Source organism: Mariniflexile sp., from assembly GCF_052728615.1.
Map to the genome: position 1 here is coordinate 1 of NZ_JBFVFE010000015.1, position 13626 is coordinate 13626.

The following is a 13626-nucleotide window of genomic DNA, read 5'->3' on the forward strand; positions in this document are numbered from 1 at the left end:
ATTATCCGAAAAGATTACTTTTACCACATAAAATAAATGTTTAAAATAGCAAATTAATCGCTTGCGGATTTAAGGTTTTATAAAAACCCAATAATGGCTAAGAGACTTATTCTAATTTTTACAATGCTGACTTTCATTTCTTGTGGAAATGAAAATGATGATATTTATAAAACAAAATCTGGTGAATTTGCATCTAAAAGCGGAAATTTTATTGCAGCTTTCCCAATCAAACCAGGCTATACTGCCATTGACAATCAAATTGGACTTGACAAATTTCAAATACATTTATTTAGAACTTCGTTAGGTCCAAATAAAGTCTTTTCTATTGAGTACAACGATTATCCAGAATATATGATTAAGTCAATGACTGACGAGCAAATATATTCACAGGGAGTAACGAATTTTGCAAATAAAATGGCTGATTCATTTAAGCTAGAGTTTCAAGAACCCATACAACAAAACGGTTTAAAGGGTTTGCATTTTGTTTTTGCACTTAAAAAATATTTAGTTGACAAAGGAGGCAAAGGCTATATAGCAGGAAAATTATTTAGAAACGGAAATAGAGTTTATATTGTTACATATATTGGAGAAAATGACAAAAACACGGACACTTTTATGGAATCATTTCGATTAATAAAATAACTGAATACTCCACCAAATTCTATAATTTTAATCTGTTAATTTAGTCGTATCTATTCTACTAAAAATCTAAGCGACAAACATTTCTTTACAACTCTTATTTCTTCTTCCCAAAACTAACAAACACCAATATAATCATCCCAGTTGTTACCGATAAATCCGCCATATTAAAAATTCCCGTTCTAAACATACCTCCTAAATCGATAAAGAAAAAATCGGTTACCGAACCGTAAACTATGCGGTCGTAAACATTGGCAACACCGCCACCAATAATACTTGCAAAGGCAAAAAGCGACCAGTTATCCAACGATTTATCTTTTAAAATATACCTCAATACAAAGCCTAAAACCAGTATAGGTAAGATAAGCAAAAGAATGATTCTTAATGTAGGATTCAAATCGCTTCCCATACCTAAAAAAGCCCCCGAGTTTTCAACATTCATCATTATAAAAGCATCGCCAATTAATGAAATGCGTTCTCCGGGATGGATCTCGGTACGCGGTTGAATATTGTTTCTGACCAGTACTTTTGAAATTTGATCGACCGCAATAGTGGCAACAATAACCACGATGATGTATAACGAACGTTTAGATAGCTTCATGTATAATTTATAAAGTTGCCGAAGCGGTTTGGGCTTCCCTGTCAATCTTTTTTACTAAACCTTGTAGCACGTTTCCTGGGCCTACTTCAGTAAAAAAGGTAGCACCGTCCGCTATCATTTGTTGTACGGATTGCGTCCACCGTACAGGGGCAGTTAATTGTAATATCAAATTCTTTTTAATGTCACTTTCGCTAATTACCGCACGGGCAGTTACATTTTGATAAATGGGGCAGTTTGGTTTGCCAAATGTTGTATTTTCAATAGCGGCCGCCAATTCTTCACGTGCAGGTTCCATTAATGGGGAATGAAAAGCACCACCAACAGGTAATACCAAGGCACGTTTGGCTCCAGCGGCTTTCATAGCTTCGCACGCTCTATTGATGGCTTCAACATCACCCGAAATCACTAATTGGCCGGGGCAGTTATAATTGGCGGCAACTACAATGCCTTCGGTTTCAGCACATACTTTTTCAACAATGGCATCGTCCAATCCTAAAACCGCAGCCATGGTGCTTGGTTGTAATTCGCAGGCTTTTTGCATGGCCATGGCACGTTGCGACACCAATTTCAAGCCATCTTCAAAAGTTAAAGCACCATTGGCAACCAATGCCGAAAACTCCCCAAGCGAGTGGCCAGCAACCATGTCAGGCTTAAAGCTGTCGCCCAAGGTTTTTGCTAAAATTACCGAGTGTAAAAATATGGCAGGTTGTGTTACTTTGGTTTGTTTTAAGTCTTCCGCAGAACCTTCAAACATAATGTCTGTGATGTGAAACCCTAAAATATTGTTTGCTTTTTCAAATAACTCTTGTGCCAAAGGCGAGTTTTTATAAAGGTCTAGACCCATTCCTGTGAATTGTGCGCCTTGACCCGGAAATATGTATGCGTTCATATGATGGTTAATTTTGTTGAGCAAAAATAAGAATTATAAATTTAGTGATTATCGATGGTTTTAATAATTTTTGCAGGATTGCCACCAATAACCACATTGTCTGGGAAACTTCTGGTAACTACCGCACCAGCAGCCACTACCACGTTATTGCCCAAAGTAACGCCTGGGCAAATGGTGGCATTGCCGCCTATCCAAACATTGTTTCCTATCGTGATGGGTTTAGCCAGCTCTTTGCCGCTGTTTCGGGCTTTAAATTCCAGTGGATGCGTAGCCGTATAAATTTGAACATGCGGTGCGAACATGCAATTATTGCCAATGGTGACTTCTGCAACATCTAAAATACAGCAGTTAAAATTCATGAACACATTGTTTCCGACTTTAATATTGCTGCCATAATCGCAATGAAAAGGGGGTTCTACAAATAGATTTTCGCCAGTATTTTCAAATATTTGATAGAGTATTTTTTGACGTTCCTCTAAATGTTCTTCACTTAAATGATTGAATTTATGAAACAACAAACGCACCTTATGGCGTTCTTTCATTAATTCCGGGTCTGTTGGGCTATACAAGATTCCTGATAGCATTTTTTCCCTTTCAGTCATAAATTTATTTGTTATAAGTTTTTTATGGCAGCTTCCGCACAACGTTCGCCATCCATAGCAGCCGAAACAATGCCGCCTGCATAACCACCGCCTTCACCACAAGGAAACAAGCCTTCAATTTGCGGATGTTCTAAATGTTCATTTCTTGGAATAGAAACGGGCGACGACGTTCTGGATTCTACCCCAACAACATTGGCTTCGGCGGTGTAATAGCCTTTCATTTTTTGACCGAATGCCTCAAAGCCTTTTCGCAATCTGCTGCCTATTAATTTTGGCAACAACGAATGTAAAGGTGCCGAGTTTAATCCCGGTTGATAAGACGTTGGGTTCAAATCTGCGGATAATCTGCCTTCAACAAAATCGGTTAAACGTTGTGCAGGTGCCGACTGACTTCTTCCGCCAGCAGTGAAGGCCATACGTTCCAAGTTTTTTTGATATTCCAAGCCTTTTAATGCGCCAAAATGCTCGTATTTTGGTAAATCCCTATTTACATCAATTTCAACCACAATACCAGAATTGGCAAATAAGTTATTTCGTTTTGATGGCGACATCCCGTTTACCACCACTTCGCCATTTGCCGTAGCGGCAGGCACGATAAATCCGCCAGGGCACATACAAAATGAATACACGCCACGGTCATTCACTTGTTGCACCAAACTGTATGAAGCAGCTGGTAAAAGGGCATGGCGCTCGCCACTGCAATGGTATTGAATCCCATCGATTATATGCTGCGGATGTTCCACCCGAACACCCATAGCAAACGATTTGGCTTCCAATGCTATTTCCTTTTTATGCAGTAAATAAAAAATATCGCGTGCCGAATGTCCAGTTGCTAAAATAACCCGATTTGCAGGCATTTCATTGCCGTTTTGCAGTTGGATAGCCTGCATTTTGTTGTTTTTTATTATGAAATCGGTAACACGGGTTTCAAAATAAATGTCGCCACCGTGCTTTAAAATCGTTTCCCGAATGTTTTGCACTACTTTGGGTAATTTATTTGTCCCGATATGTGGGTGTGCATCCACCAGAATTTGGTCGGTAGCCCCATGAAAAACCAAATTTTCAAAAATACGGCGTACATCGCCACGTTTTAGGCTTCGGGTGTAGAGTTTACCATCGCTATAGGTGCCTGCGCCACCTTCGCCAAAGCAATAGTTGGAATCTTCATTTACAAAATGGTCTTGGTTAATGGCTTTTAAATCGCGACGGCGGTCTTTTACATTTTTACCACGCTCCAACACAATGGGTTTAAAACCGAGTTCAATACAGCGCAAAGCGGCATACATACCCGCAGGACCAAAACCAATAATATGGATGGGTTTCGCTTTGGAAACATCTTTATAATTAAATTGATATTCCGATGTTTTTGGCAACACTTCCCGAACATACACAGCCACTTTATAATTGAAAACAATGGTAGGTTTTCGGGCATCGATAGATTTACGCAACACTTTTACGCCTGTAATATCTTCTTTGTCAATATCTAGGGCGTGCGCCGATTTTATAACTAAAATATTGCTGCGTTCTTCTTCTTTAAGGCTTACACGAAGCTGTAATTCTTTTACCATGTGGCAAAATTAGGGAAATTTGGGACAGGGAGTGAAAATAATATTTTTTGAGTTTGTTTAATTTTTATACACTTTGTTGGCTTTTTTTATAGGTTATCCGAAAATTAAATTTATTCGTTTTCCAAGTCCAAATTCAAATATTCTGTAAAGTGTAGAAAGTTGAATATCACATTTTCCGTTTTCAAGTCGTGAAATATAACTTTTTTTTGTGCCAATCTTTTCTGCAAGTTGTTCTTGTGTCATGTTGGCTTCTTTTCGTGCCTCCTTCAACATTTCGCTTATAACAAAATACTGTGCTTTCTCTTCAAAATCATCTCGATTTTCAGAGCCTATTTTTCCGTATTTAATGTCTAATAACTCATCAAAGTTTTTAGCATTTCGTATGTTTTCATTGTTCATTACTTTTTCTTATTTGAGTTAAAATATTCATCTTTGAGTTTTAAGGCCAAATCAATTTCTTTTTTTGGTGTTTTTTGAGATTTTTTTTGAAATCCATTAAATAGAACTACTAAATTTCCTTTGTCAAAACAACAAAATATTCTGTAAATATTGCTTTCAAATTCAACTCGTATTTCATAAAGTCCGTCAGTTCCCTTCATATGGTCGAGGAATTTTTTCGGAACATTATGAACGGTACGTAAAATCTTAAAAACATAATCAATTTTACTTTGTACTTTTTCGGTCTGTTTTCAAATAGAAATCGGTAAAATAGTATTTATGAAAAATTATTTGCCTTTGAGAATTCATTACGCAAAGTTAACTTAAAAGTTATCATTATGCAAGTTTTTAAAATATGATTTTGTCCGATGTTTTCATTTTCTAATTTCCGAGATGCTGTTTCGGAAATGGTTTCGGCAGATAGTGTTTGCGATTTGTTGTTTTTATATTTCGACAACAGTGTTGACGATTTTCCATACACCTGATAAAACGCTCTCATTCTTTCAAGGTTTTTGACTTTTTGATTCCCTGCTTCAAGAAGGTATTGCAATAAAGATATTCCAATAATTTATTAAGTTTTCTTTCAGCCGTTTTAGAAAGAATGATGGTTCTTTCCATTACCTGTGAGAAGCCATAAAAGTGGTATAATCAACTGTTTCGCCTCTGTTAATTTCGCTATCGGCATTGTTGATTTCTTGTTGTTGTTCAGCAGTCAATTCGTCCCAGAAATCAGAAGTTTTATCTTTCTTTAGAATATTTTTCATGGACTGCAGTATGGAAGGGTTGTTGGTATTTAACAACAACTTCATTAATTCTAATTTTTCAGCTTGTATATCCATGATTAAGCGATTTATAACAAAAATAAGAAATTTCAAATGGAATCTGGTTTTTCGACTATAATCTTGAACAACATAAAATTAAAAAGCCCCATAAAAAATTACAGAGCTTTTAAAATTTTATTAAAAACTAAAGCATTACAACCCAAAAGCTGCTTTCACTTTATCAACATAATCCAATTTTTCCCAAGTAAATAATTCAACATCTAAAGTGATATTTTCACCATTTGGCTGATTGAATGTTTTGGTAACGGTTTCGTTTTTACGTCCCATGTGTCCGTAAGCTGCCGTTTCACTATAAATAGGGGCACGTAATTTTAAACGTTCTTCAATAGCATACGGGCGCATATCGAAAATTCCAGACACTTTTTCAGCTATTTCACCATCGGTCAAATTAAAAGGGCAGGTGCCATACGTATCAATAAAAATTCCCATAGGTTCTACCACTCCAATGGCATAACTTACTTGTACCAAAACTTCATCGGCAACTCCTGCCGCCACCAAATTTTTCGCAATATGGCGCGTAGCATAAGCTGCACTTCTATCTACTTTGCTTGGGTCTTTTCCTGAAAAAGCACCACCACCATGGGCCCCTTTTCCACCATAAGTATCTACAATGATTTTTCGACCTGTAAGTCCGGTGTCGCCATGTGGCCCACCAATTACGAATTTACCTGTTGGGTTTATATGGTATTTAATGTCGCTGTTAAATAACGCCTGAATACTTTCAGGTAATTTTGCCGCCACACGCGGTATTAAAATCTCTACAATATCTTTTCTGATTTTTGCAAGCATGGTATCATCATCGGCAAAATCATCATGTTGCGTAGAAACCACGATGGCATCAATGCGTTGCGGAATATTATCATCGCTATACTCAATGGTTACCTGACTTTTAGAATCGGGCCTTAAATACGGAATTGTTTTATTTTCGCGACGTAAATCGGCAAGTTCTCTTAATATTCGATGCGATAAATCTAACGCCAATGGCATAAAATTTTCGGTTTCGTTGGTGGCGTAACCAAACATCATTCCTTGGTCGCCAGCACCTTGTAGTTCTTTGCTTGCTCTATCAACACCACGGTTTATGTCGTCTGATTGCTCATGGATTGCGGACAATACACCACAAGAATTTCCATCAAACATGTATTCGCCTTTGGTATAGCCAATTTTGTTAATGGTATCTCTGGCAATTTTTTGAACATCTAAATAGGTGGTCGATTTTACCTCGCCAGCTAAAATGACTTGTCCTGTTGTAACAAGTGTTTCGCAAGCTACTTTCGAGTCTTTGTCGAATGCTAAAAAGTTATCGATTAAAGCATCACTAATTTGATCTGCTACTTTGTCGGGGTGTCCTTCAGAAACACTTTCCGAAGTAAATAAATATGCCATTTAATTTTATATTATGGGCAAGATTTGACGATAAAGTCGAAGGAAGTTTGCACTGCCTTTAGCATTTTTGTTTGTGTTGAACTTGTTTCAGTATCTTTTAAAGATGATAAAGAAATAAGTTCAGTACAAAGAGGTTGCAATCAGTCAAATCTTTCCTCTGTTAATTGTTGCACAAAAGTAAAAAAATAAAAGAGAAAGCAAATAGTTTTTTATTTTTTTAACTAATAAATTGGCAGTTACATTTTATTTTTCAACATTTGCTCTTTAATTATGAAGAAACAAATTTTAAATAGCATTTCTATCAACGTTGTTGTGATTATTTTGTATCGATAGGAAGGCTATTTATATATTAACATGATAAATTTATAAGCCTTCCAAAAACGGAAGGCTTTTTTTAATGAACTCATTTAAACTTTTTTGATTGATGCGAAAATTAATCATTTTGTGACCAGTTGAAGGCTTTTTTTTGTTGCATAGCATCGCTACGGAACTAAAAAAAGACAAAATATGGGTGCAAAAGGATAATTTTTTAGCCAGTTGAAAAAGTTTAAATGAGTTCGTGATTATTTTGAGTGTTTTGGACATCATAAAAACAATCGTTTAAAATGCTGGATAACAATATGTTAAAATATTTTTAAACCTAATGGATTTAACCTTGATTTATAAAGAGCACTATAATTTATTTAGTAAAAATTTAATTTCGAGCATTATTTTAAGGATTGAAGCGTTTTTTAATGAAAACCATAAAATCCTTATAAGATTTAGTACAATAAAATAAAGCATAAAATTTTCCATATTAAAAATGAATAAACTGAATAAACACAGTAGTAGATTAACACAAGATATATCGCAACCTGCATCACAAGCCATGTTGTACGCCGTAGGTTTAACGGATGAAGACATGCAAAAAGCCCAAGTAGGCATTGCGAGTACGGGTTATGATGGCAATCCATGTAACATGCACTTGAACAATTTAGCTGCCGAGGTTAAAATTGAATGCAAGATAACCGGTTTAGTGGCTTTAGGATTTAATACTATTGGAGTTAGCGATGGTATTTCTATGGGGACTTCTGGGATGAATTACTCATTGGCATCTCGAGATATTATTGCAGATTCTATCGAAACTGTTATGAATGCACAAAGTTATGATGCGCTTATATCGGTGGTTGGTTGTGATAAAAATATGCCGGGAGCTGTGATTGCCATGTTGCGTTTAAACCGCCCGTCCATCATGATGTACGGCGGTACCATTGCATCCGGAAAATACAAAGGAAGAAAACTCAATATTGTATCGGCTTTTGAAGCTTTAGGTCAAAAAATGGCTGGGGAAATTGACGATGATGAATATAGGGAAATTATAAAGAGAGCGATACCAGGTGCTGGTGCTTGCGGTGGTATGTACACGGCAAATACGATGGCCTCTGCTATAGAATGTATGGGTTTTGCATTGCCGTACAACTCTTCTATTCCTGCTGAAAATCCGAATAAATTATCAGAAAGTGAACGCACGGCCATCGCTATTAAAAAACTTTTGGAACTGGATTTAAAACCATTGGATATTATTTCCAAAAAATCCATTGAAAATGCCATTGCATTGGTAAACGCTTTAGGCGGATCGACAAATGCGGTATTGCATTTCTTGGCCATTGCACATGCTGCCGATATTGAGTTTACATTAGAGGATTTTCAACGTGTTAGTGATAGAACCCCGTTAATTGCCGACTTAAAACCGTCTGGAAAATATTTAATGGAAGATGTTCACGGCGTTGGCGGAACCCCTGCCGTCATGAAATATTTATTGGATAATGGCTATCTACATGGCGATTGTTTAACCGTAACAGGAAAAACCTTAGCGGAAAATTTAAAAGATGTGGAACCATTGTCGTTTGATGGGGAGCAAGATGTTATTTATCCGAAAGATAAAGCCTTAAAATCGTCTGGAAATCTTCAAATATTGTATGGTAATCTTGCTGAAGAAGGTGCTGTTGCGAAAATCTCTGGTAATGAAGGTTTGTTGTTTGAAGGAAAAGCAGTGGTTTATGATGGCGAACAAGCTGCCAATACAGGTATTGCAAACGGCGAAGTAGAAAAGGGCGATGTAGTAGTGATTCGTTATGTAGGACCAAAAGGAGGTCCAGGCATGCCAGAAATGTTAAAACCAACCTCACTGATTATGGGAGCCGGTTTAGGAAAAACAGTCGCTTTAATTACTGACGGACGTTTTTCTGGAGGCACACATGGTTTTGTGGTAGGTCATATTACACCCGAAGCACAAGAAGGCGGTACCATAGGGCTGCTTAAAACTGGTGATACCATTAGAATTAGCGCAGAAGATAATACTATTAATGTGCTGATTTCTGAAGAAGAATTAGCCAAAAGAAAAGCACAATGGGTTGCACCAGCGTTAAAACACAAAAAAGGAATTTTATATAAATATGCCAAATCGGTATCTTCAGCTTCCAAAGGCTGTATTACCGATGGGGAATAATTCCTTCGCAAGAAGGAATCTCATTAATTTAAGTTGAGATTATGAACACACAAACAGTAACTAAAAAACAGGAAGTGGCACAAGAAACCATGCGGATTACAGGAAGCGAAGCCATTATAAGATGCTTAATGGCAGAAGGGGTTGATATACTTTATGGATATCCTGGTGGTGCCATCATGCCGGTTTATGATGAATTATATAAATTTAGAGACCAAATCCATCACGTACTAACGCGTCATGAACAAGGTGCAGCCCATGCGGCACAAGGGTATGCGCGTATTTCTGGTAGAGTGGGGGTCGCCATTGCAACATCAGGTCCAGGTGCAACCAACCTTATTACAGGAATTGCCGATGCACAAATAGATTCAACGCCCATTGTTTGTATTACAGGTCAAGTGCCTTCACATTTATTGGGAAGCGATGCGTTTCAAGAAACCGATATTGTTGGCATTTCTACGCCTGTTACAAAATGGAATCATCAAATTACAAAAGCTGAAGATATTCCAAGTGTCATTGCCAAAGCATTTTATATTGCTAAAAGTGGACGCCCAGGACCGGTGTTAGTCGATATTACCAAGGACGCCCAATTTGGCGAACTGGATTTTAAATATGAAAAATGTACGGGGATAAGAAGTTATGTTCCCATTCCAAAAACCAAACCAGAAGCTGTTTCGGCTGCTGCTGAATTGATTAATGGTGCCAAAAAACCATTTATTGTTTGGGGTCAAGGGGTTATTTTAGGGCAAGCTGAAAATGAGTTAAAAGCTGTTGTGGAAAAAGCCGGAATTCCAGCGGCGTGGACTATTCTAGGTGCTTCTGCGTTGCCAACTTCACATCCATTAAATGTGGGCATGGTAGGCATGCACGGTAATTATGCACCTAATAAATTGACTAATGAATGTGATGTGCTTATTGCCATCGGTATGCGCTTTGACGACCGTGTAACTGGAAGTTTAAACACTTATGCAAAACAGGCCAAAATCATTCATTTTGATATTGATCCTTCTGAAATTAATAAAAATGTGAAAACAGATGTAGCGGTCATAGGCAATTCCAAAGACAGTTTAGCTAAATTATTGCCATTATTAAATAAAAACACACATACCAATTGGTTACAAAAATTCAAGGATTTGTACGCCATTGAATTTGATAAAGTGATAAAAGAAGATCTTACTCCCACCAAAGAAGGTTTAACCATGGGGGAGGTAATAAAACAAATAAATTTGGAGACCAAAGGAAATGCGGCCATTGTATCCGATGTTGGTCAGCATCAAATGATCGCGTGCAGATATGCCGAGTTTACAACGACTAAAAGTAACATTACTTCCGGCGGTTTGGGCACCATGGGGTTTGCGTTGCCAGCTGCTATTGGCGCTAAAATGGCCGCTCCGGATAGAGAAGTGGTTGCCATTATTGGCGATGGTGGCTTCCAGATGAATATCCAGGAATTGGGCACTATTTTTCAACAAAAAGCGGCTGTAAAAGTGGTGGTTTTAAATAACGGGTTTTTAGGTATGGTACGCCAATGGCAACAATTGTTTTTCGATAAGCGTTACGCATCTACCGAAATGACAAATCCAGATTTTGTTGCCATTGCCAAAGGGTATTATATAGAAAGTAAACGTGTTACAAAACGCGAGGAATTAGCACATGCCATTAAAGAAATGATAGCATCAAAAGAATCCTATTTCCTTGAGGTTTGTGTGGAAAAAGAAGATAATGTATTTCCAATGATTCCATCGGGAGCATCGGTTTCGGATGTACGTTTATGCTAAAAATAGAATATAGAGATTAGACTAATAGAATAGAGAAAAAAGAATAAAGAAAAAAGAATATAGAATAAAGAAAAAAGAATATAGAATAAAGAATATAGAATAAAGAAAAAAGAATATAGAATAAAGAACAGAGAAAAAAGATGTAAATTTTTGAAAATGAACTTGTAGCATTGTTGACACAGTCTATTTTCTATCATCTATTTTCTATCATCATAAAGAAATATGAACGAAGAAATAAAAACATTCACGATTTCAATTTATACCGAAAACAACATCGGTTTATTAAATCGTATCTCTGCTATTTTTCAGCGCAGACATATCAATATTGAAAGCTTAACAACGTCGCAGTCAGAGATTGAAGGCGTTAATCGTTTTGTAATTGTTGTGAATATATCCGAAGCAAATGCCAAAAAAATTGTCGGCCAGTTTGAAAAACAAGTGGAAGTGATTCGCGCTTATTATCATACAGACGATCAGACCATTTATCAAGAATCCTGTATGTTTAAAATCAAATCGGAGTTGTTGTTTGAAGAACCTCAAATCCAAAACATCATAAAAGAAAGCAATACAAGAATTGTTACGGTAAATAAAGAGTTTTTTGTACTTGAAAAATCGGGTAGAAGAAACGAAATCGAGTCCTTGCGTCGCGATTTAAACGTATTTGGCATCATGCAATTTGTGCGTTCAGGGCGCATTGCAGTCACTAAAGATGAAATGAAAGTAACCGAAATGCTTAAGGCATTCAATAATCAATAATAATTAAAATTAAAAATGGGAAATTATTTTAACACACTGTCGTTAAGAGATAAGCTAAACCAATTATCAAAATGTAGATTCATGGACGCATCTGAATTTGAAGATGGCGTCAATGCACTAAAAGGCAAAAAAATAGTGATTGTAGGATGTGGTGCGCAAGGCCTTAACCAAGGGTTGAACATGAGAGATTCCGGATTGGATATTTCGTATGCTTTACGTGCGGAAGCCATTGCAGAAAAACGTAAATCTTATGTAAATGCATCAGAAAACGGTTTTAAAGTGGGCACTTACGAAGCGTTGATTCCAACAGCAGATTTAGTGTTAAACTTAACACCGGACAAACAACATACAAGTGTAGTAAAAGCTATAATGCCTTTAATGAAAAAAGGAGCGACTTTATCCTATTCCCACGGTTTCAATATTGTTGAGGAAGGTACTCAAATCCGTAAAGACTTAACCGTTATTATGGTGGCGCCTAAATGCCCGGGAACTGAAGTAAGGGAAGAATACAAGAGAGGTTTTGGTGTGCCAACGTTAATTGCGGTTCACGAAGAAAATGATCCCGAAGGAAAAGGTTGGGCGCAAGCAAAAGCCTATGCAGCAGCAACGGGTGGCGATAAAGCGGGTGTATTGGCATCGTCTTTTGTTGCTGAGGTAAAATCAGATTTAATGGGCGAGCAAACCATACTTTGTGGGTTGTTACAAACAGGTTCCATTCTTTGTTTCGATAAAATGATTGAAAAAGGTATTGATGCCGGATATGCTTCAAAATTAATTCAATACGGTTGGGAAACCGTTACCGAAGGTCTTAAATATGGCGGTATAACCAATATGATGGACCGACTTTCCAATCCTGCAAAAATTAAGGCTTTTGAACTGTCGGAAGAATTAAAGGACATCATGCGTCCATTATTCCAAAAACACATGGACGATATTATGGAAGGACGTTTTTCTAGCGGCATGATGGCAGATTGGGCAAATAACGATAAAGATTTATTAGGATGGCGCGCTGCCACAGCCGAAACTGCGTTTGAAAAAACCCCAGCAGGAAACGTTGAAATTTCAGAACAAGAATACTACGATAACGGTGTGTTAATGGTTGCTATGGTACGTGCAGGCGTTGAATTGGCTTTTGAAGCGATGACCGATTCTGGAATCATTGATGCATCGGCTTACTACGAGTCGTTACACGAAACACCATTGATTGCGAACACCATTGCAAGACGTAAATTATATGAAATGAACAGTGTTATTTCTGATACTGCGGAGTATGGTTGTTACTTATTCGATCATGCATGTAAACCGTTATTGGCAGATTTCATGAAGAAAATCGATACCGATGTTATTGGTAAAGCCTATGCCAAAGACAATGGTAAAGCCGTAGATAATGCCAAATTAATTGCTGTAAACAAAGCATTAAGAGACCATCCCGTTGAAAAAGTAGGTAGTTTTTTAAGAGCGTCTATGAAGGCTATGAAGCCGATAGTATAAAGTAAACAATATATATTAGACCTCACAGTTTTTAAAAACCTGTGAGGTCTTTTTTTAGGTTTTAAAATCAAATTATGTGTTAAATTTTGTAGATATATATTTAAGTTGCCAGTAATAAAAAAATCAACAATAAAATTAAAGTAAACTTAAT

The 13626-nt window shown here is 37.0% G+C and carries 13 protein-coding genes; 5 read left to right on the plus strand and 8 right to left on the minus strand.

The window, feature by feature from the left end; genetic code table 11:
- Positions 1-93 precede the first annotated feature (93 nt).
- Complete coding sequence (locus ACU1LP_RS07810) at positions 94-642, plus strand: hypothetical protein (protein ID WP_445732140.1); 549 nt, start codon at positions 94-96, stop codon at positions 640-642.
- 94 nt (positions 643-736) lie between these two features.
- On the opposite strand, the gene lspA is transcribed toward ACU1LP_RS07810, so the two are convergent.
- The 8 genes from lspA to metK form a co-directional block, all read right to left on the minus strand.
- Complete coding sequence (gene lspA / locus ACU1LP_RS07815) at positions 737-1240, minus strand: signal peptidase II (protein ID WP_445735013.1); 504 nt, start codon at positions 1238-1240, stop codon at positions 737-739.
- Positions 1241-1247: 7 nt separating this feature from the next.
- Entirely contained in the window at positions 1248-2129 is an 882-nt protein-coding gene (gene fabD / locus ACU1LP_RS07820) for an ACP S-malonyltransferase (RefSeq protein ID WP_445735991.1), read from the minus strand.
- Between the two features lie 41 nt (positions 2130-2170).
- Positions 2171-2731 (minus strand): sugar O-acetyltransferase, encoded by a 561-nt coding sequence (locus ACU1LP_RS07825; RefSeq protein ID WP_445733655.1) that lies wholly within the window; start codon positions 2729-2731, stop codon positions 2171-2173.
- An 11-nt stretch (positions 2732-2742) separates the two neighbouring features.
- On the minus strand, positions 2743-4299 hold the full coding sequence (locus ACU1LP_RS07830; protein WP_445733656.1) for an NAD(P)/FAD-dependent oxidoreductase: 1557 nt from the start codon (positions 4297-4299) through the stop codon (positions 2743-2745).
- 93 nt (positions 4300-4392) lie between these two features.
- Entirely contained in the window at positions 4393-4698 is a 306-nt protein-coding gene (locus ACU1LP_RS07835; RefSeq protein ID WP_445732136.1) for a helix-turn-helix transcriptional regulator, read from the minus strand.
- Positions 4698-4961 carry a type II toxin-antitoxin system RelE/ParE family toxin gene (locus ACU1LP_RS07840; protein WP_445733659.1) on the minus strand — a complete coding sequence of 88 codons (264 nt, stop codon included), beginning with the start codon at positions 4959-4961 and terminating at the stop codon, positions 4698-4700. Before ACU1LP_RS07840 ends, ACU1LP_RS07835 begins: the two co-directional genes overlap by 1 nt.
- A gap of 393 nt (positions 4962-5354) precedes the next feature.
- Positions 5355-5576, minus strand: a complete 222-nt coding sequence (locus tag ACU1LP_RS07845; RefSeq protein ID WP_445733657.1) for a hypothetical protein — start codon at positions 5574-5576, stop codon at positions 5355-5357.
- A 135-nt stretch (positions 5577-5711) separates the two neighbouring features.
- Complete coding sequence (metK, locus tag ACU1LP_RS07850) at positions 5712-6965, minus strand: methionine adenosyltransferase (protein ID WP_445732134.1); 1254 nt, start codon at positions 6963-6965, stop codon at positions 5712-5714.
- An 802-nt stretch (positions 6966-7767) separates the two neighbouring features.
- Here metK and ilvD point away from each other — a divergent pair.
- From ilvD to ilvC, 4 genes are all read left to right on the plus strand, one after another.
- Entirely contained in the window at positions 7768-9453 is a 1686-nt protein-coding gene (ilvD, locus tag ACU1LP_RS07855) for a dihydroxy-acid dehydratase (protein WP_445732133.1), read from the plus strand.
- A 41-nt stretch (positions 9454-9494) separates the two neighbouring features.
- Entirely contained in the window at positions 9495-11228 is a 1734-nt protein-coding gene (gene ilvB / locus ACU1LP_RS07860) for a biosynthetic-type acetolactate synthase large subunit (RefSeq protein WP_445735992.1), read from the plus strand.
- 222 nt (positions 11229-11450) lie between these two features.
- The gene (gene ilvN / locus ACU1LP_RS07865; protein WP_445735993.1) at positions 11451-11984 is read left to right on the plus strand and encodes an acetolactate synthase small subunit; all 534 of its coding nucleotides are present in this window, start codon (positions 11451-11453) and stop codon (positions 11982-11984) included.
- 15 nt (positions 11985-11999) lie between these two features.
- Positions 12000-13475, plus strand: a complete 1476-nt coding sequence (ilvC, locus tag ACU1LP_RS07870) for a ketol-acid reductoisomerase (RefSeq protein WP_445735994.1) — start codon at positions 12000-12002, stop codon at positions 13473-13475.
- Positions 13476-13626 lie beyond the last annotated feature (151 nt).

Bases quoted from the DNA above. Each gene is read 5' to 3' on its own strand.
- ACU1LP_RS07810 (WP_445732140.1), top strand. From the start codon at position 94: ATGGCTAAGAGACTTATTCTAATTTTTACAATGCTGACTTTCATTTCT.
- lspA (WP_445735013.1), bottom strand. From the start codon at position 1,240: ATGAAGCTATCTAAACGTTCGTTATACATCATCGTGGTTATTGTTGCC.
- fabD (WP_445735991.1), bottom strand. From the start codon at position 2,129: ATGAACGCATACATATTTCCGGGTCAAGGCGCACAATTCACAGGAATG.
- ACU1LP_RS07825 (WP_445733655.1), bottom strand. From the start codon at position 2,731: ATGACTGAAAGGGAAAAAATGCTATCAGGAATCTTGTATAGCCCAACA.
- ACU1LP_RS07830 (WP_445733656.1), bottom strand. From the start codon at position 4,299: ATGGTAAAAGAATTACAGCTTCGTGTAAGCCTTAAAGAAGAAGAACGC.
- ACU1LP_RS07835 (WP_445732136.1), bottom strand. From the start codon at position 4,698: ATGAACAATGAAAACATACGAAATGCTAAAAACTTTGATGAGTTATTA.
- ACU1LP_RS07845 (WP_445733657.1), bottom strand. From the start codon at position 5,576: ATGGATATACAAGCTGAAAAATTAGAATTAATGAAGTTGTTGTTAAAT.
- metK (WP_445732134.1), bottom strand. From the start codon at position 6,965: ATGGCATATTTATTTACTTCGGAAAGTGTTTCTGAAGGACACCCCGAC.
- ilvD (WP_445732133.1), top strand. From the start codon at position 7,768: ATGAATAAACTGAATAAACACAGTAGTAGATTAACACAAGATATATCG.
- ilvB (WP_445735992.1), top strand. From the start codon at position 9,495: ATGAACACACAAACAGTAACTAAAAAACAGGAAGTGGCACAAGAAACC.
- ilvN (WP_445735993.1), top strand. From the start codon at position 11,451: ATGAACGAAGAAATAAAAACATTCACGATTTCAATTTATACCGAAAAC.
- ilvC (WP_445735994.1), top strand. From the start codon at position 12,000: ATGGGAAATTATTTTAACACACTGTCGTTAAGAGATAAGCTAAACCAA.